Origin of the sequence: Mesorhizobium sp. SEMIA396, from assembly GCF_024518615.1 — a bacterium.
Lineage (GTDB): Bacteria > Pseudomonadota > Alphaproteobacteria > Rhizobiales > Rhizobiaceae > Mesorhizobium.
In genome coordinates, this window is the sequence record NZ_JANIFC010000009.1 from 230,854 (window position 1) to 248,667 (window position 17,814).

The 17,814-nt window shown below is 63.3% G+C and carries 21 protein-coding genes, 1 pseudogene and 1 riboswitch; of the genes and pseudogenes, 7 read left to right on the forward strand and 15 right to left on the reverse strand.

What is annotated here, in order from left to right; all coding sequences use genetic code 11:
* Window positions 1–140 precede the first annotated feature (140 nt).
* The 7 genes from NP503_RS22150 to NP503_RS22180 form a co-directional block, all read right to left on the reverse strand.
* Window positions 141–728, reverse strand: coding sequence for an NAD(P)H-dependent oxidoreductase (locus tag NP503_RS22150; protein ID WP_127268477.1), 588 nt, complete (start codon window positions 726–728; stop codon window positions 141–143).
* A complete protein-coding gene (locus tag NP503_RS22155) occupies window positions 728–1,309 on the reverse strand; it encodes an NAD(P)H-dependent oxidoreductase (protein ID WP_127268478.1) in 582 nt (193 codons plus the stop codon). The genes NP503_RS22150 and NP503_RS22155 overlap by 1 nt, the downstream gene beginning before the upstream one ends.
* Window positions 1,310–1,514: 205 nt before the next feature.
* On the reverse strand, window positions 1,515–2,918 hold the full coding sequence (locus tag NP503_RS22160; RefSeq protein WP_127268479.1) for an FAD-binding oxidoreductase: 1,404 nt from the start codon (window positions 2,916–2,918) through the stop codon (window positions 1,515–1,517).
* Window positions 2,918–4,210 (reverse strand): cytosine deaminase, encoded by a 1,293-nt coding sequence (locus NP503_RS22165; RefSeq protein WP_127268480.1) that lies wholly within the window; start codon window positions 4,208–4,210, stop codon window positions 2,918–2,920. The genes NP503_RS22160 and NP503_RS22165 overlap by 1 nt, the downstream gene beginning before the upstream one ends.
* Window positions 4,211–4,396: 186 nt before the next feature.
* Window positions 4,397–5,248, reverse strand: a complete 852-nt coding sequence (locus NP503_RS22170) for an ABC transporter permease (RefSeq protein ID WP_127268481.1) — start codon at window positions 5,246–5,248, stop codon at window positions 4,397–4,399.
* Window positions 5,235–6,062, reverse strand: a complete 828-nt coding sequence (locus NP503_RS22175; RefSeq protein ID WP_127272562.1) for an ABC transporter ATP-binding protein — start codon at window positions 6,060–6,062, stop codon at window positions 5,235–5,237. The genes NP503_RS22170 and NP503_RS22175 overlap by 14 nt, the downstream gene beginning before the upstream one ends.
* A gap of 12 nt (window positions 6,063–6,074) precedes the next feature.
* A complete protein-coding gene (locus tag NP503_RS22180) occupies window positions 6,075–7,079 on the reverse strand; it encodes an ABC transporter substrate-binding protein (RefSeq protein WP_127272561.1) in 1,005 nt (334 codons plus the stop codon).
* Between the two features lie 265 nt (window positions 7,080–7,344).
* Here NP503_RS22180 and NP503_RS22185 point away from each other — a divergent pair, with 265 nt between their 5' ends.
* The 4 genes and pseudogenes from NP503_RS22185 to NP503_RS22200 all read left to right on the forward strand — a co-directional run bounded on the left by NP503_RS22185 (window position 7,345) and on the right by NP503_RS22200 (window position 9,306).
* Window positions 7,345–7,728: a RidA family protein gene (locus NP503_RS22185; protein ID WP_127271694.1), complete on the forward strand. Its 384-nt coding sequence runs from the start codon at window positions 7,345–7,347 to the stop codon at window positions 7,726–7,728.
* A 54-nt stretch (window positions 7,729–7,782) separates the two neighbouring features.
* Window positions 7,783–8,586 carry a creatininase family protein gene (locus NP503_RS22190; protein WP_127272560.1) on the forward strand — a complete coding sequence of 268 codons (804 nt, stop codon included), beginning with the start codon at window positions 7,783–7,785 and terminating at the stop codon, window positions 8,584–8,586.
* 168 nt (window positions 8,587–8,754) lie between these two features.
* On the forward strand, window positions 8,755–9,009 hold the full coding sequence (locus NP503_RS22195; protein ID WP_127271993.1) for a type II toxin-antitoxin system ParD family antitoxin: 255 nt from the start codon (window positions 8,755–8,757) through the stop codon (window positions 9,007–9,009).
* Window positions 9,009–9,306: pseudogene (locus tag NP503_RS22200) on the forward strand (type II toxin-antitoxin system RelE/ParE family toxin). Before NP503_RS22195 ends, NP503_RS22200 begins: the two are co-directional and overlap by 1 nt.
* A 22-nt stretch (window positions 9,307–9,328) precedes the next feature.
* On the opposite strand, the gene NP503_RS22205 reads toward NP503_RS22200, so the two are convergent.
* Entirely contained in the window at window positions 9,329–9,838 is a 510-nt protein-coding gene (locus tag NP503_RS22205; RefSeq protein WP_127272559.1) for a tyrosine phosphatase family protein, read from the reverse strand.
* Window positions 9,835–10,884 carry a threonine-phosphate decarboxylase CobD gene (cobD, locus tag NP503_RS22210; RefSeq protein ID WP_127272558.1) on the reverse strand — a complete coding sequence of 350 codons (1,050 nt, stop codon included), beginning with the start codon at window positions 10,882–10,884 and terminating at the stop codon, window positions 9,835–9,837. Before cobD ends, NP503_RS22205 begins: the two co-directional genes overlap by 4 nt.
* Between cobD and cbiB the strand changes: the two genes are divergently transcribed.
* Window positions 10,883–11,851, forward strand: a complete 969-nt coding sequence (gene cbiB, locus NP503_RS22215; protein ID WP_127271548.1) for an adenosylcobinamide-phosphate synthase CbiB — start codon at window positions 10,883–10,885, stop codon at window positions 11,849–11,851. The two genes, cobD and cbiB, sit on opposite strands and share 2 nt — an antisense overlap.
* Before the next feature lie 39 nt (window positions 11,852–11,890).
* Here cbiB and cobO read toward each other — a convergent pair whose 3' ends face one another.
* From cobO to NP503_RS22240, 5 genes are all read right to left on the reverse strand, one after another.
* Window positions 11,891–12,505 (reverse strand): cob(I)yrinic acid a,c-diamide adenosyltransferase, encoded by a 615-nt coding sequence (gene cobO, locus NP503_RS22220; RefSeq protein ID WP_109667906.1) that lies wholly within the window; start codon window positions 12,503–12,505, stop codon window positions 11,891–11,893.
* Window position 12,506: 1 nt separating this feature from the next.
* Window positions 12,507–13,022, reverse strand: coding sequence for a bifunctional adenosylcobinamide kinase/adenosylcobinamide-phosphate guanylyltransferase (cobU, locus tag NP503_RS22225; RefSeq protein ID WP_127273674.1), 516 nt, complete (start codon window positions 13,020–13,022; stop codon window positions 12,507–12,509).
* The gene (locus tag NP503_RS22230; RefSeq protein ID WP_127272673.1) at window positions 13,015–13,806 is read right to left on the reverse strand and encodes a CbtA family protein; all 792 of its coding nucleotides are present in this window, start codon (window positions 13,804–13,806) and stop codon (window positions 13,015–13,017) included. Before NP503_RS22230 ends, cobU begins: the two co-directional genes overlap by 8 nt.
* Window positions 13,807–13,821: 15 nt before the next feature.
* The gene (locus tag NP503_RS22235) at window positions 13,822–14,001 is read right to left on the reverse strand and encodes a CbtB domain-containing protein (RefSeq protein WP_127267996.1); all 180 of its coding nucleotides are present in this window, start codon (window positions 13,999–14,001) and stop codon (window positions 13,822–13,824) included.
* A gap of 35 nt (window positions 14,002–14,036) precedes the next feature.
* A riboswitch (cobalamin riboswitch) is annotated at window positions 14,037–14,234 on the reverse strand.
* Window positions 14,235–14,299: 65 nt separating this feature from the next.
* On the reverse strand, window positions 14,300–15,499 hold the full coding sequence (locus tag NP503_RS22240; protein WP_127267997.1) for an MFS transporter: 1,200 nt from the start codon (window positions 15,497–15,499) through the stop codon (window positions 14,300–14,302).
* A 222-nt stretch (window positions 15,500–15,721) separates the two neighbouring features.
* Between NP503_RS22240 and NP503_RS22245 the strand changes: the two genes are divergently transcribed.
* Both NP503_RS22245 and NP503_RS22250 read left to right on the forward strand, forming a co-directional pair.
* On the forward strand, window positions 15,722–16,720 hold the full coding sequence (locus NP503_RS22245; protein ID WP_127267998.1) for a heparan-alpha-glucosaminide N-acetyltransferase: 999 nt from the start codon (window positions 15,722–15,724) through the stop codon (window positions 16,718–16,720).
* Window positions 16,717–17,193 (forward strand): isoprenylcysteine carboxylmethyltransferase family protein, encoded by a 477-nt coding sequence (locus tag NP503_RS22250; protein WP_127267999.1) that lies wholly within the window; start codon window positions 16,717–16,719, stop codon window positions 17,191–17,193. Before NP503_RS22245 ends, NP503_RS22250 begins: the two co-directional genes overlap by 4 nt.
* A gap of 190 nt (window positions 17,194–17,383) precedes the next feature.
* On the opposite strand, the gene NP503_RS22255 is transcribed toward NP503_RS22250, so the two are convergent.
* On the reverse strand, window positions 17,384–17,770 hold the full coding sequence (locus NP503_RS22255; protein WP_023685221.1) for a MerR family DNA-binding transcriptional regulator: 387 nt from the start codon (window positions 17,768–17,770) through the stop codon (window positions 17,384–17,386).
* Window positions 17,771–17,814: the final 44 nt, after the last annotated feature.

A 17,814-nucleotide genomic window follows, 5' to 3' on the forward strand; every position in this document is an offset into this window, starting at 1 on the left:
TCCTTCGCCCCGTTTACGGGGAGAAGGTGGCCCGAAGGGCCGGATGAGGGGCGGCGCCAACCTCTGCAATGTTCGTGCTGCCCCTCATCTGCCTGCAGGCATCTTCTCCCCGTGGAGCGGGGAGAAGGACGCCAATTCCCTCAAAACCGCTCCAACTTCGCCCGCACCTTCGCCAGAAACGCCGCCCGCGTTGCCGGCGTCGAGGCATCCATCAGATAGTGCGCCAGGAAAAACGTCCGGCAGCGCGTCGCGCACAGCGCCCGCATGCCGCGCAGCAGGGTCTTGCGTCCCGGCTGGCCGACGACGACGCTCCACCAGGTCGGCGCGCCGCAGGTTGTGATGACGCCGACCTTGGTCACATGCGTCATCAGCGACTTGATCCGTCCCTTGCCGGCCGGCAGCTTGAAGGCGACGTCCGTCGCCCACACCCGGTCGAGCCAGCCCTTCAGCATCGCTGGCAGCCCGTACCACCATGTCGGATAGACGAACAGGATCGCCTCGGCCCAGTTGAGCAGTTCGAAGTGCGGCTTCAGTGCCGGGTCCTGCGGCGCCTGGTCATTGTAGGAGCGCCGCTCATCGCAGCCCATCACCGGGTCGAATTTCTCCGCATAGAGGTCGAGCAGCCGCACCTCCCAGCCTCGTCGCGTCAGCACGTCCACGGCGGTGTCGCGGATGGCCGCGCAAAAGCTCTCGGGCACCGGATGGCAGTAAACCACCAGCGCGCGCATCAGAAGGCATCCATGCTGGCCGCGACCTTGGTCATGAAGGCCTTGCGCGTTTGGTCGGTAGACAGGTTCATCGCGTAGTACGCGAGATAGCTCACCGGCGCGCCCGGTTTTACGGTGGCGCGCAGCATGCGCTTGATCAGCTTGCGTGGCGGATCGCCCATCAGCATGGCGCGGAACCGGCTGCCGCCATAGGTGGTCACCGCTGCAACCTTGCGTATGTTGTGCAGAGACGGCTGCGCCTTGCCATCGACCAGTTTGAACGACACGCCGGGCAGGAAGACGCGATCGAAAAAGCCTTTCAGGATCGCTGGAAAGCCATAGTTCCAGACCGGATAGGAAAGCACCAGCGCATCGGCGCGCAGCAGGCGTTCGACATAAGGCGCGGCAGCGTCAGCGGCGCCGCGTTGGCTGTGGTAGTCCAGTCTTTCCTGGCGCGTCATCCGCGGATCGAAATCCTCCGCGTAGAGATCGCAGTCGTCCACCGCATGGCCCGCCGCTGTCAGCCGCTCTACGATCATGCGGTGCAGGCCGGCATTGAAGCTGGTCTCGACCGGATGGGCGTAAAGGACGAGGATGTTCATCGGAGGACATCCTGCAGGTCAGCGCGAGGCACCCCCCTCTGCCCTGCCGGGCATCTCCCCCTCAAGGGGGAAGATTGGCGGTTTCCGCGTTGCTGCCTATCTGCGACGTTGATGGTTAGCGAAAGCAGCGCGGCAGTCTGATCTCCCCCCTTGAGGGGGAGATGGCCGGCAGGCCAGAGGGGGGTGCAGCGCCACACGCTGGTCATCAGCTTGCCCTCTGCAGCCCCTTGAAAAGGAATGTCCGGCCCGACCGGTAGTCATAGTCCGGGTTCTCCCAGGCGATCATCTTGCCGGGGTTGAGCAGGCCTTGCGGATCGGTTTCGCGCTTGAAGGCAAGCTGCACCGCGTCGGTCTGCTTCATGCCGCCCTCTTCCAGCGTGTAGCGATGCGGGTTGAAGATCGGGCAGCCATTCGCTTCATGCAGACGCACGATCTCGTCGAGCCGCGCCTCGGTGGTGAACTTGACCAGCGGCAGGCCGAAGCAGGTGATGTTGCCGTCCAGCCGTACGAACTCCAGATGCGAGAACACCTCGCCGGGAAACATCGCATCCATCTTCTCGACCAGCGCCAGCTGGTTGGGAAAGGGATAGAGCGACTGCAGATAGGTAATCGAAGGATCGACGCGCAGCGCCCTCAGCGTGGTGTGGTTCCAGGCCAATTCATAGGCCGGCGGCAGGCCCTTTTTCTCGTCCGGCGTCGCCGTGGCCGCATTGTAGATCACCTCGCCACCGGCACGGCGGGTGAAGGCAAGGAAAGCGTCCAGCCCGTGCCGCGCCACCATGACGACGCAGATGCTTTGCCCTTCCCGGAGGAACTTCTGGTGCCGCTTGAAATAGAGTTGCGGCACGGGTGCGGCTATCGGCGTGATCAGCTTGGTCAGGATACCGTCCTGACATGCCAGCGCATTGCCATACCGGGCGACATCCATGAAAGCGTCGAAGCCAACGATGACATCGATCCATTCATAGGCCGCGGTCAGCGGCATCTCGACCTCCGATATGATGCCGTTGGTGCCATAGGCGTGGGTGACCTTGTGCAGATCCTCGCCGGTGAGTTCGAGCGCTTTCGGTTCGGCCTCCATCGTCACCACACGCAGGCGCAGCACATTGCCGAAATCGCGCAGGCCGCCGAAATTGATCGAACCGACGCCGCCCGAACCGCCGGCGATGAAGCCGCCGATCGAAGCGGTGTTGTAGGTGGACGGCGACAGCCGCAGTTCCTGCCCGGAATGCGCCCGCGTTGCCTTGTCGATATCGGCCAGGATGGCCCCCGGCCCGGTCACCACGCGACCTGGCGCGATCGACTTGATCTCGTTCATCTCGGCAAGGTTGAGCACGACGCCGCCGGAGAGCGGCATCGCCTGGCCGTAATTGCCGGTGCCGCTGCCGCGCGGCGTCACCGGCACGCCATGGCGGTGACAGGCGGCAAGCACGCGGATCAGTTCGGCCTCGTTCTTCGGCGTCACGATCAGGTCGCCGGTGACATGGTCCAACTGCTGCTTCAACACCGGGCTGTACCAGTAGAAATCGCGGCTCTTCTGCTGGACGATGGCCGGATTGTCGTCGACCTTCAGGCCTTCGAGATCGCGTTTGAGCGCCGAAACGTCCATTATCCCACCATCAGTTCGTCGAGTTCGGCATAGTCGGGCAATTGCCGGTCGATCGCCTTGCCGCCGCGCACCACGATGCGATCCGATTCGGGTCGCGAGAGCAATTCCGTCCAGCTTCGGCCTTTGAACAGGATGAAATCGGCATCGCCGCCGGCGGCAAGCGTGCCGAAGCCATCAAGCCGCATCACCTTGGCCGGCGTCGCGGTGACCGCTTGCGGCCAGTCGGCGACCGGATGGTCCAAATGCAGGATGCGCGTCGCCATGCGGTAGACCTCCAGCATGTCGAGATCGCCATAGGCGTAGAAGGGATCACGCGTGTTGTCGGAAGCGACTGCCACCGGAATGCCCCTCGCCTTCATCTCGTGCAGCAGCGTCACACCGCGCCAGCGCGGCGTGGTTTGGTCGCCGCGCCGGTCCTGCAGATAGAGATTGCACATCGGCAGCGAGACGACGGCGAGCCCGGCCTTCGCCACTTTGTCCAGCGTATCGAGCACATCGAGGTCCGGCTGGCGCGCGAGCGAGCAGCAATGGCCGACGAGGATCTTTCCTTCGAAACCGTTCCAGAGAGCGGCCTCGGCGATCTTCTTCAACGATATGGCGGAGATATCATCGGTCTCGTCGGCATGGAAATCGAGATCGAGGCCATGCTTGATCGCTTGCGCGAAGACATGGTCGAGCAGTTCTTCGAGGTCCGGCACCATATAGGTGACGACACCGAGCACGCCCTTTGCCGCGGCAACCCTTTTTGCCAGTCTGTCGAACCACTTTTTGTCGCGCACGCCTTCGATGCCGAGCAAACAGGCGCCCTGCAATTCGATACGGCCGCACCATGCCTCGCGCATCGTCTCGAACACTGGCCAGGAGATCTCCTCCTGCGGCGCGACGCTGTCGATGTGGGTGCGCAGCGCCCGGGTGCCATGGGCGTAGGCGCAGCGCAGTGAAAAATCCATCCGCCGCGCCAAATCCTCGGCGCTCCAGCGTGCCACGCGATCGGCTCCGGCGGCATTCAGCGCGCCCATGAAGGTGCCATCGGGATTTGGTTTCCGCGGCCAGATATGGCCTTTGTCGATATGCGTGTGGCAGTCGACGAAGCATGGGAGGATTATACGGCCGGCGAGGTCAATCGCATCGGCGGATCGGCCATGCGCGGTGATGCTGGAAATCTTCCCGTCGGCCACAGCGATGTCGGCAAGCCCGAAGCCGTCAGCATCGAAGGGCGCGGAAAGGCCTGGTGCCAGTGAGCGATGAAGGCGAACATTGGCGAGATGGTAAGAGCCGAAGGTTGGTATCAAGCGTTGCCCCCCTCTGTCCTGCCGGACATCTCCCCCTCAAGGGGGGAGATTGGCAGCGTCCGCGCCGGATCTTTTTTTTCAACGTTGGAGATTGGCGAAGGTCGTGACAACAGCCAATCTCCCCCCTTGAGGGGGAGATGTCCGGCAGGACAGAGGGGGGCGCTTCGCGCCAACCTTTCAGTCATCCTAGCGCTCCTGCTTCAGCGCGCTTTCGTGCCAGCGCCGCAAAATGAGATGCGAAATCAGCGACAGCACGAGGAAGATCAAAATGCCGGTCAGCGAGATCAGGAACAGCGCCGCGAACAGCCGCGGCGCGTTGAGCCGGTAGCCGGCCTCGATGATGCGCGAGGCAAGGCCGGACGACTGGCCGGTGGTGCCGGCGACGAACTCCGCCACCACCGCGCCGATCAGCGACAGGCCTCCGGCGATCTTCAGCCCACCGAGGAAATAGGGCATCGCGGCCGGCAGCCTGAGATAGCGCAGTTGCTGCCAGCGCGTCGCGCCGTTGAGCTTGAACATGTCGCGCAGATTGCGGTCGACGGAGTTGAGGCCAAGCGTGGTGTTGGACAGGATCGGAAAGAAGGCGACGATCCAGGCGCACAGCAGAAGCTTGGTCGTCTGGTCGTTCACATAGATGTTGATCAGCGGAAAGATCGCCACGATCGGCGTCACCTGCAGCACGATGGCGAAGGGGAAGAACGACATCTCCACCCATTTCGATTGTGCGAACAGCACCGCCAGCCCGACCCCGCCGATGACCGCCAGAGCCAGGCTGAGGAAGGTGATGCGCAAGGTCACCAGCAGCGAGGAAAACAGCAAGCCGGCATCGTTGTAGAGTGTCCACAGAACCACGCCCGGGCGTGGCAGGATGTATTGCGGAATCTCATTCCAGACGCAGATGCGATCCCACAGCCAGATCGCCAGGATCATGATCGCCAGCGGCAGCACCCATCGGCCGATCCGCTCGAACCGCGCCTGGCGCACGCGGCGCGCCTCCTCGGGGTCGAGTTCGAGCGCCCGCTCGTCAATGGCCGTCATGATGCGCGCCTGCTGTTGAATTGATGGCCTTGACCAGCACATCGGAAGCCTGACGGCACAGTGCCGCATAGTCGGGCGAGGTGCGAAACGCCTCATCGCGCGGATAGGAGGCCTCGATGGCAAGTTCGTCGAACACCCGGCCCGGCCGCGCCGCCATGACAACGACGCGGTTGGACAGGAACACGCTTTCAAAGACGCTGTGGGTGACGAAGACGACGGTGAAGCGTTCGTCCTGCCACAGTTCCAGGAGATCATTGTTGAGCTTGAAGCGGGTGATCTCGTCGAGTGCCGCGAACGGTTCGTCCATCAGCAGCACGCGCGGTTTGGTCACCATGGCGCGTGCGATCGAGACGCGCATCTTCATGCCGCCGGACAGTTCGCGCGGCACCGCGTCTTCGAAACCGGTCAGGTGAACCCGCGCCAGCATTTCCGTCACCGCAGGTGCCGCCTTGGCACGGGAAATACCTTTCAGCCGCAGCGGCAGCCAGACATTGTCGAAGATGTTGGCCCAGGGCAGCAGCGTCGGCTCCTGAAAGACGAAGCCGATGTTCGAGCGGTCAGCTGAGCCGCCGCCGCGCCAGTCGAGCACGCCGGAGGTCGGCGTCGACAGGCCGGCGATCAGCCGCAGCGCCGTCGACTTGCCGCAACCCGACGGCCCGAGCAGGCTGAGGAAATCGCCTTCCCTGATGGTCAGGTCGACATCGTTGAGCGCCGTCACGCCGTTGGAGAAAACCTTGCCGACGCCACGCAGCGCCAGAAGCGTCGGGGCCGCACCCGATGCAGCCGGCGCTTGCGCCACCTTTTCCCTTATCATACCGGGACCGGCCTATTTCTTCAGCTCGAGCCCGACGCCTTTGTTGATGAAGGTCAGCGTGTAGGCCTTCTTGATGTCGATGCCGGCTGGCGTGACCTTGGCCTTGACCATCTTGTCGTAGAAATTCTTGATCCGCTCGTCGGTCATGGCGCCGATGCCGAGCTTTTCGGTGTCGCCGGAATCGGCAAGGCCGAACTTCTTCATCTGCTCGATCGAGAACGCGATCTGCTCGTCGCTCATATCGGGATTGTCTTTCTTGATCATGTCGTTGGCGGCCTTGTTGTCGCCGTACAGATATTTGTACCAGCCCTTGGCCGAGCCATCGACGAAGCACTGGACCACCTCCGGCTTCTTGTCGATCGTATCCTGCATCACCTCGATCGTCGTCGAATAGGTGTCCCAGCCATAGTCGGCGAGCAGGAACTGGTTCGGCACGAAGCCGCCTTCCTTCTTGACCGCGAACGGCTCCGAGGTGACGTAGCCCTGCTGGATCGACTTCTTGTTGGCGAGGAAGGGAGCGGTGTTGTAGGTGTAGGGCGCGCGCTTGGAAGCGTCGAAGCCGAGTTCGATGACCATCCACTGGAAGAAGGTCTGCACGCCCTCGTCGCCCAATATGTACTGGTCGGCGTTCTTCAGGTCCTCCCATTTGTCGAGCCCTTCGCCGGGGTGGGACATGATGACCTGCGGGTCCTTCTGGAAGTCCGCCGCCACCACGCGCATGGGAATGCCTTGCTGGACGGCATCGAAAGCCGACAGCAGATTGCCGCCCATGTAGAAATCGATCTTGCCGGCCAGCAGCAGCGGTCGGCCGCTGACCTGCGGACCGCCCTGCATGATGGTGACGTCGAGGCCGCAGGCGGCGTAGGTGCCGTCCGCCACGGACTGATAATATCCACCATGCTCCGGCTGGGCCAACCAGTTGGTGCCGAAGGTGACTTTCTCATTCGCAGCAGCACCCAGCGTGCTGGCTGCAAGCAGGGCCACCGCCGCCACCGAGATCTTCTGTTTTCCGTACATCCACACCACCCTCTGTTTGCTCCGGCGCGCCACGCGCCAGGCTCGACACCAAAGATTCAAGAAGCAAGACACATGCCACCGGCGTCTGGCGCCGGGGCCGCCCGCTTGAAAGACGTTGCCATGCCAAGCGCGGACGGGTCATGCTGTACGAAAGGCATCGTGCCTATTTTTTGAACGGCTGTCCACAATCGCCCGGGCAACATGCACCGCCATCTTGAAGGTGTAATGGGTCCGGCTTTAGGCTGGCGGCACCCAGGAGATTGCCATGTTCAGATTCCTCACCCCGAAGTCGATCAAGCCGCCCTTTGCCCGCTACAGCCACGGCGTCGAGGTACCGCCTGGAAAGCGGCTGGTGCTGTGCTCGGGTCAGGTTGCCATAACCGCGGACGACCAGATTCCCGAAGAGGCCGGCGCGCAGGCCGAACTCTGCTTCCGCAACATCGAAGCGATCCTCGGCGAAGCCGGGCTGGGCCTACGCGACATCATCCGTATCAACGCCTATGTCACCGACCGCGCGCATCTGCGGCCCTATATGGATGTCCGCGACCGGCTGTTTTCCAGCCCCGCGCCGGCCTCGACGCTGATGATCGTCTCCGGCTTTGCCCGACCCGAATTCAAGGTCGAGGTCGAGGCTATCGCGGCCGGGTGATCGACAGACAACCTCCGCCGCGCTAGGTCTGGCCGTTCATCGAAGAGGCATGACATGACTGTTGCGAAGAAACGCGTGTGGTGGGGCGACTACCGGACCACCGAATACGCCTCGATCGATCCGGAGGCGACGATCGCCGTGCTGCCGGTGGCGGCGATCGAGCAGCATGGCCCGCATCTGCCTGTCTCGACCGACACCTCGATCATGAACGGCATGCTCGACACGGTCATTTCGCGTCTGCCCGACGATCTCGACATCCGCATCCTGCCGGTTCAGGCGGTGGGCAAGTCGAACGAACATCTGCACGCGCCGGGCACCCTCACTTTGCCGGCAACGACGCTGATCGAAGCCTGGACCGAGCTTGGCCTGTCGATCGCGCGCGCTGGCGTGCGCAAGCTGGTCGTGGTCAATTCGCATGGCGGCAACGAGGAGATCATGGGCATCGTCACGCGCGAATTGCGCGTGCGCGGAAAGATGCTGGCGGTAAAGACCAGCTGGCAACGGTTCGGCCGCCCGGCCGGCATGTACACCGAACTGGAGGACCGCCACGGCATCCATGGCGGCGATGTCGAGACCTCGCTGATGCTGCATTTCCGGCCGGACCTCGTCGACATGGCCAAGGCCGACAATTTCGTTTCCAATGTCGCCAAAGCCGAAAACGAACTTTCGCTCCTGCGCCACACCGGCACCCATGCCTTCGCCTGGATCGCCAGCGATCTCAACCCGAACGGCGTCGTCGGCGATGCCAGCATCGCGACGGCGGAGAAGGGCCGGCTGACGGCGGAATATCAGGCCGACGGCTTCATCAGCCTGCTGCGGGATGTGCGCAAGGCGAAGCTCGCGGACTGGTTGACGTAGCCTCCAAACCAGTGGTCTGGCATCGAAAGGCAAGCGCTGTCCTCTTGAACAAACCAGGCGACGGAGGGCGTATCTGACAATCGCGCTTTTGGACAAGAGATTTCCGCACAAGAGATTTTGACAAACTTTGCCAAAACGGACCATACTGGACGAGATATGGAGGCCAGTATGGCAACGATGAACGTATCATTGCCCGACCCGATGAAAGATTGGGTGGAGGCGCAAACCGAAACGGGCCGTTACGCCAACGCGAGCGACTATGTGCGCGATTTGATCCGTCGGGATCAGGAGCGCAATGACAAGATTGCCGCCATGCAGCGCTTTGTCGACGATGGCTTGAAGAGTGGCATCGGCAATCGATCCAGGGACGCGCTTTTCACGGAGGCGGTTAAACGCGCTGAAAAGCCATCCGGCAATGGGTAGTGGGATTTCGCCTTTCTTTAGCTGCGGAAGAGGACATCGTCGGTATTGCCGAGCAAGGGGTGCGCCTGTTCGGGCGCTGTGCAGGCCAGACAGTATCATGACGAGTTGTTCACGATCTTTGACCTGATCGCTGCCAGTCCCCGAATAGCGCGGGAGCGGCTTGAATTGGCGCCACCGATGCGTATCCATCCCTTCAAAGCCCATCTTGTCGTCTACCGGATCGAAGCCGACGACGACGTGTTCATTGTCCGGATACGGCACGGGCATGAAGATTGGGCGAATGAAGGCACCCGATAATCGAACAACGACATGGGGGCAGCTAGCTGTCGATCCTCAGCGCGAAGGGCGTGCCTTCAAAGGCATCCGCACCGCGGCCGATCGATTCGATCGCCTCGATCATGCGGCCGTTGCGATCAAGCAGCGCATCGGCCACCGCGATCAGTCGCGGATTGGGTGTTGCCGAGGGCGACAGCGCCCGCAGCGTCCGCGCCAATTCGGCCTCGTCGCGTTTCGGCGCCAATGCGGCCGCGATGATATAGGCCGAAGCCGTCGAGCGGCTGATGCCGGCATAGCAATGCACGAGCATCGGCCTTGCCCGGTCCCAGCGGCGCGCGAAATCGAGCAGGTTGCGGACATGCTCCTCGCCGGGCATGGTCATGCCGTCCTGCGCCGCCGCGATGTCATGCATGACCAGATGCAGATGATTTTCTTTCGATATCGAGGCCGGCCGGACCACCGCCGTTCCGGCGGCAAGCAGCGACAGCATGCGGTCGGCGCCGCTCCTGGCCACCGTTTCCTCGATCTTTGCCAGCGAGCAGACATGGATCATTGTTTCGAACCCTTCGATTGAAGCTCGCGCCGCGACGCCCATTCGGCAAGAACGGTCTCGAGCCGCTGCCATTCCTCCTCACTCCCCGGCAGGCCGGCGCGCAGAACGTCAGGCCGATCGGCAAAATGGCGAAGCAGAATGCCGCGCCCGCCGAGCGCGGCAAACAAATCGGCAGCATGCGGTAGGCGAAGAAAACGGAACAGCGTGGTGCCACCCATAACGGGAATACCGAAGCGGCCGAACAGCGCATCGAGCCGCGCCGATTCATCAGCCAGCGCCGCCCGCATCGCGTCCTGCCAGCCGATATCGGCAAGCGCGCGAATGCCGTATTCCAGCGCCGGGCCGGCGACGGCCCATGGCCCGAATTGTGTTTCCAGCCGTTCGACCGTCACAGGATCGGAAAGCGCAAAACCGAGCCGCAGGCCGGCCAGACCAAAGAACTTGCCGAACGAGCGCAGCACGACGACGCCGCCCTGGCCGACATCGCCGCAGAGGCTATGCTCGCGCGGCCCAACATCCATGAACGCCTCGTCGACAACCAGCAGCCCGCCCTTGGCGCGCAATCCGGCAGCCAGAGCCAGCAACCGGTCGCGCGCGATGACACGTCCATCTGGATTGTTCGGATTGACCATGATGGCAAGGTCGGCGTCCGCCAGGTCAGCGAAATCGCCGACCTCGGTCACCGCGTGCCCGGCGATCACTGCTGCGCGGGCATGTTCGGCGTAGGTCGGACCCAGCACCAGCGCCCTTCCGGGGGTAATCAGCGAGGCGACGCGCGGCAACAGGATCTGCGTGCCCGGTGCCGCCACGATATTGGCTGGCGACGGCGCCCCATAGGCACTGGCAGCGATCTCTGTCAGCTCACGCGTGCGCGCGGCTTCCGGCAACCGCGACAGCGAGGTGGCGGGCAGGTCGAAAAGCGGGTAGGAGTGCGGATTGATACCGGTCGAGAGGTCGACGAATGGCAGCAGGGCGTTGGGGAAAAGCGCCCTCGCGCGGCCAAGACTTCCACCATGGTCCACAACCGCCCCATTAAGAAGCTTCATGTCAGTCCTGATCGCTTTCCTGTCATTGGCCGTCGAATTCGCCCTCGGTTACCCCGATTGGCTGTTTCGCGCCATCGGCCATCCGGTGACGTGGTTCGGCAGGCTGATATCCTTTCTCGACCGCAGGCTCAACCGCGCCACTGATCCCGACGCGCTGCGTCGCAAGCGTGGTGTCCAGGCGCTGCTGGTCATCGTGCTGGTGCCGGCGATAATTGGCCTGGGCGTGCAGATCCTGTTCTGGTTCGTTCCCATGGGCCTGGTCATCACTGCCCTTCTGGCAACGTCGCTTCTGTCGCAGAAGAGCCTCTATGAGCATGTCGAGGCTGTGGCGGACGCGCTCGACACCGGTGGCCTCGCTCTGGCCCGCCTTGCCGTTTCGCGAATCGTCGGCCGCGACCCTGAAACGCTCGACAGGGCCGGCGTCTGCCGCGCCGCGATCGAGAGCCTGGCTGAGAATTTCTCCGACGGCATCGTCGCCCCCGCCTTCTGGACCGGCGTCGGCGGCCTGGCCGGCGGCGCCGCCTACAAGGCCGCCAACACCGCCGATTCGATGATCGGCCACCGCACCCCGCGCCACGAGGCCTTCGGCTGGGCGGCGGCGCGCTTCGACGACTGGATCAATCTGCCGGCGTCGCGGCTGACGGCGCTGCTGATCGTGCTGGCGGCGTTCTTCGTCAAAGGCGCTGATGCGAAAAATGCCTGGCATGCGGTGTGGCGCGACGCGAAAAAACACCGCTCACCCAATGCCGGCTGGCCGGAAGCGGCGATGGCCGGTGCGCTCGGCCTGGCGCTCGCCGGGCCGCGCAGCTACGGCGGCGTGCTCGTGGACGACGTCTTCATGGGCGAAGGTGGGCGGCGCGAGGCCGACAGCGTCGACATAAGGCGAGCGCTGAAACTCTATCGCGTCGCCGACTATCTGCTGATCGCGCTGTTTGGGTTGGTCGCGGTCATGGTCATCGTGGCGTGATCTACTTCACCCTCCCCTTGTGGGGAGGGTAAGAAACGCTCAGAACTCGATCCCCTGCTGCGCTTTCACGCCTGCGGAAAAATGGTGCTTGGTCACGCCCATTTCGGTGACGAGGTCGGCGGCCTCAACCAGCGCCGGCTTGGCGTTGCGGCCGGTGACCACGACATGCAGGCCCTCACGCCGCGCCTTCAACGCCGCAACCACTTTGTCGAGATCGAGATAGTCGTAGCGCAGCGCAATGTTCAGTTCGTCGAGCACCAGCAGGCTGATCGACGGATCGGCCATCAGTTCGAGCACCTTGGCCCAGGCGGCTTCGGCGGCGGCGATGTCGCGCTTCAGGTCCTGCGTTTCCCAGGTGAACCCCTCGCCCATCGCGTGCCAGACGACGCGGTCGCCGAAGGCGGCGAAGGCGTCCTTCTCGCCGGTGTGCCACTTGCCCTTGATGAACTGGACAACGCCGACGCGCTTGCCGTAGCCGAGCATCCGCAGCGCCAGGCCGAAGGCAGCCGTGGTCTTGCCCTTGCCGGGACCGGTGTTGACGATCAGCAATCCCTTCTCGACCGTCTTGCTCGCCACCTCGGCATCCTGCACAGCCTTGCGCTTGGCCATCTTGGCGCGATGGCGCTCTTCGTCCTTATCGTCGATGTCGGTCATGTCATTTCACCTTGAGCGGCAGCCCCGCCACCATCAGCAGCACCGTATCGGCGACGGCGGCGACCTGCTGGTTGAGCCGGCCGGCGGCATCGCGAAACCGGCGCGCCAGTGCATTGTCCGGCACGATGCCTTGTCCGACCTCATTGGACACCACGAACCAGGGCCCGCGCGGCCGCGACAGCACCTCCGTCAATCGCCGGCATTCCAGCTCGAAATCGTGTTCGGCCAGCATGTGGTTGGTCAGCCACAGCGTCAGGCAGTCGACAAGCACCGGCCGATCCTCCGGCAAGGCGGCAAGCGTACCGGCGAGATCGAGCAGTGCGTCGATGGTCGTCCAGCCTTCGCCGCGCCGCGATCGGTGCAACGCGATGCGTTCATGCATCTCGTCATCATAGGCTTGCGCCGTGGCGATATAGGTCCAGGGCGGCGGCAAGGCGGTCGCCAAAATTTCGGCGTGCGCGCTCTTGCCGGAGCGCGCACCGCCGATGAGGAAGGTCAGTGTCTTGCGATCAGGCAAAGCTGTCGCGCAGGCTGGTCGCGGTGCCGGTGAAGCGGCCACGCACCACACCGACGACCGCGCCGAGCACCAGCCAGAACACCAGATTGGTCACGGTCACCGCCACCACGAACTGGTGATGCAGCCCTTCCGGAATCGCCGTTTCGTAACTGTCGGGCTGCGGTGCACCGACAACATGCGGCACGACGATCAAAAGGACGGCAAGGATCGCCAGCGGCAGCGACTTGCGAAACGCGATCAGGCCGAGACCGGCAGCGGTTGCCGCCACCGTCGCCCACCACCAGATCTGGCGCTGGGTGAGATCGGCGGCCGGCATGGCCGGCAGTTCCGGCGGCAGGCCGAGGCCAGGCGCCAGCGTGAACACGGCGAAGCCGGCCAGGCCCCAGAACACGCCCTGGCGCCAGCCACCGATGCCGCCGGCGAATTCGGAGACCGCGACCAGGATCAAGGCGAAGCCGATGCCGGTGACGATGTTGGCAAGCACGCTGAAGGCGAAACGCTCGAAACCATCTGCCGGCGCCCAGCCTTCGTCTGCCGGAGCGGCTTCCGCCGCCGGGGCAGCAGAGCTCATGGCATCTCCCGCCGGTGCAGTTGTGCTCATGGCATTGCTATCCGTTGCGGCCGGAGCGGCATGGTCATGGTGATGCCCGCCGCCCGCCTGTTCGTAGACTTCCGCCTTCAGGATCAGCGGCACGGTGGCATAGGCTTGCAGGCAGGCGAGGACGACGCCGGCCACGAGCCCTGCGATCGCCGCGATGAACACGACGTTGCGAAACAGGTTCATGATGTCAGCCCCTCGTCAGTGGCAGGGAAACGCCATCGAATGGCGATAGTCGTGAGCCGCATTGTGGACCGCATCGATATGCGAGAAGCCGACAAAGCCCATCACGAAAACGCCGAGCAGCGCGGCAAGAGCGAGCTGCATGAAGCGCGACTGCGAGGAGACGGAGGTGCCGAGGGAGACGGAAGCGGTAGTCATGTCTTGTCCTTTCGCCCTCCACCCGAGGGCATCGAAGTCAGTTTCCTGTCGCCGGCAGGTCTCCTGGCTCACGGATCAGCGTCCTTCCCCACCTTCCCGAAGAAAAAATCCTCAGTGGTTTATGGAGAGGACTACCGCACACAGTTGCGGGGGCAGCCACGGCATTGGGCGAAATTCGCCCTCACCGCATTCCCTCTTGGCTCCAAAATGGAACCGGCGACACCGGTGACTATAGGCAGAATCCTCGCTTCCGGCAAACCAAATTCCGCCGGTGACCATTGCGAATGCGCCATGAAGGTCAAAGTGATTTTGGCAGATAGCGCCACGTCACAAAGCCGCAGACCGCCGCCAGCAGACCGAGCGTGACGAACACCGAGCCCAGGCCGAAGAAGGCCAGCGCCACTGAATAGACCAGCGGCGGCGTCAACTCGGAAAAGTCGAGATAGGTGCGGTAGACCGCTGCCATCTGAGATCTTTCATAGGAGCGCACCGAGCGCATGAAGGCGGTCGAGCCGAGGGCGTCGAGCGCAATGGTGAAGAAGGCACCGCAGAGCAGGAAGGCGCCGGTAAGCAGCGGCACGGTTTCGCCGACGAAGCCCGCCGCCAAAAGCGCGGCCGACATGGCGAAATAGGCGAATGTCATGGTCCCGCGGCCACCAAAGCGCTTTCCTGCCTTGCCCCAGAAAATCGCCATGAACAACAGCGCGTTGCCGGCCGAAACCAGCAGGCCGCCGGCCAGCTTGCCCTCACCTGTGATGACCATGAACAGCGGCCCATAGACGAAGAACGTCGTCCAGAAGCAGGAGCGCCCAAAGGCGATCAGCCAAGCCAGCCTGAGCCTGGGCTGCGCCACGAAGCGGCCGATATTGGCGAGCGGATTGACGGGGCGCGTCTTGCCCGGACGGATAGACTGGTTGTCGCCGAGGCGGTAGGTCCAGAACAGCGCCAGCAGGCCAAACGCGAACACCGCGACCGTACCATGCGCGGCATAGATGCCGAAGCGCGTGTAGAGGAAGATGCCGAGCGTCGGCCCACCGGTCCAGGCCAGCATCGACCACGCCATGCGCAGCGATTCGGCCTGCATGAAGTCGGTCTTGCGGATGTGGTCCATGATGTAGAGGTTGAGCGTGATCGACAGCGCGCTGGCGCCCATCACCCGGCACAGCATGCCGGCCAGTTGCCCGGCAAGCGTGTCGGTGACGAAGAACAGCGAGCCGACGGCCAGCAGGCAGGCGCCTGCCGTGTAGACCCAGCGCCGGGCAAAACGGCGGATCAGCATCGGCATGAACAATGTCACCGACAGCCCGAGCATCGCCACGACTGTGTAGAGCATCGACACGATCTGCTCGTTGTGCAGGATCTCGTAGGCCTGGATCGGGATGACGCTCGACACCGTGGCGCGGGCGAAGGATTCGACCGCATAGAGCGACGCGAAGGTGCGCGCGTCCGCGGCCTTGAGAGCCGGCAGCCAGATTGGATGGCGCACATGGGTGGACATTGCTTTCCCCGAAGCAGATTCACCGGGTCAAATCTGACGTGGCGATCCCAGCGCCAATAAGAGGAAACCGACGCGCATCCGGCAAAAGCGAAGCCGGCCAAAGGCTTCCCTGCACTGGCCCAATGCCGCGGCTGATCCGGGTTGTCGGCAGAGTTGCCGGTCTTCTTTTGTGCCGGGCAACCGTGATAGTCCTCCAGCGGGGCTGAATCAGAATGCGAGACCATGAGCATCCAAACGCCGACCGCACCCGTTCCGGATCGACCAAAGCGCATCGTCGCTATCGACATCGTGCGCGGCATCGCGCTGATCGCCATGGCGAGCTACCATTTCACCTGGGATCTGGAGTTCTTCGGCTACACCGATCCCGGCCTGACCGCCTTCGGCTGGTGGAAGATCTACGCGCGTTGCATCGCTTCGACCTTCCTGTTCCTGGTCGGCGTCAGTCTGTACCTCGCCCATGGCCGACAAATCCGCTGGAACGGCTTCTGGAAGCGGTTCGCCATGGTCGCGGGAGCCGCGATCGCGATATCGGTCGTCACCCGTATCGCCACGCCGGATGGATTCATCTTCTTCGGCATCTTGCACGAGATCGCGCTGGCCAGCCTGCTCGGCCTCGCCTTTCTGCGGCTGCCGGCACTGCTGACGCTTGTCGTCGCCGCGCTCGTCATCGCGGCGCCTGTCTATCTGCGCCTCGAGGCGTTCGATCACCCATGGCTGTGGTGGGTCGGCCTGTCGGCGAACAATCCACGCTCCAACGACTACGTTCCGCTGTTTCCATGGTTCGGCGCCGTGCTTGCGGGCATCGCGGTGACGAAACTTGCCGCCGGTTCAGGCGTACTTGCCCGGCTTGCCGAATTGGCGCCCGGTCGCTGGGCCAACCCGCTGGTCTTTATCGGCCGGCACAGCCTGGCGTTCTACCTGATCCACCAGCCATTGCTGATCGGCTGCATGTGGCTGTTCTCGCAGATCATGCCGGCACAGGTCGAAACCCCGCAGGTGAATTTCCTCAAAACCTGCCAGCTGTCCTGCGAGCAGTCGCGCGACACCGAGTTCTGTACGAGCTACTGTGTCTGCATGCTCGATACGCTCGAGGGCGAGGCAACGCTTGATCGGCTCTACAACAACGACCAGACTGCGGAATGGAAGACGCATCTGTCCGATCTCGCCGGCATGTGTACCGCCAAGACCGACAGCAAGTTGATGGAGGAAGGGGTCAAATGACCGAGAACCAGCCGAAGCCGGGGCTCATACCGTGGCCGCCGCTGATCTACACCGCCGCCATCGCCATCAGCATCGCGCTGGGCCTGCTCTATCCCCTGCCCTGGATCGGTGACCTCCTGGGCGATATTCTTTTCGCCACCGGCTGGGTGGCGCTGTTTGCCGTCGCCGCGCTCTGGGTCACCGCGATCCGCACCATGGTCCGCGCCAAGACCACGCTGAACCCGAACGCTGTGCCCGATCACCTGGTCACCACGGGTCCCTTCGGCATCACCCGCAATCCGATGTATCTGGCCAACACCCTGCTGTTGATCGGGGTCGCCTTTGTCTCGGGCATCGTGTGGTTCCTGCCACTCGCGTTCATCGCCGCCTATGCCACGCAGAAAATGGCGATCGAAGGCGAGGAAAAGGTGCTGGCGGCAAAATTCGGCAAGAAGTACCGCGACTACGCCAAACGCGTGCGCCGCTGGATCTGAGCTGGCGCCCCTGGTTTCCATCGCGGAGAGGTTTGACAGGTGCACACTTCGGCGATTAGCCTAAGTCTTGCGAACCTCGTCATCCTAGGGCGAAGCAGGAGCGCAGCTCCGTCGCGGAGACCCTAGGATGACGAAGGAATAGACGTCTCCGCTAATTCCGAACGCTAACGCGCGACAGAATCCAGTCCGCTCAGGTATTCACGCCAAGCTCAACCAGCCGCTCCACACAAGATTCCTCGGCCTGGTCGAGTTCAGCCAGCGTCTCCTCGAGATCGCGGCGCTTCTGCCGGAGATCCTCGCGCTTTTCCTCGATGCGCTTGATCATCAGGTTGAGCTGGCCGACTTCGCCGGGCGGCTCCTTGTACATCTGGATGATCTCGCGGATTTCGTTGATCGAGAAGCCAAGCCTCTTGCCGCGCATGATCTGACGGATGAGGTGCCGGTCGGAGGGGCGAAACAGCCGCGTGCGGCCACGCCGCACCGGCTGCACCAGCCCTTCGTCCTCGTAAAAGCGCAGCGTCCGCGTCGACACGTCGAACTCGCGGGTCAACTCGGTGATCGAATAATATTCTCGCATTGCCACTCCCGCACGCCGAAACCAAGGGGCGATCGCCATGCCGG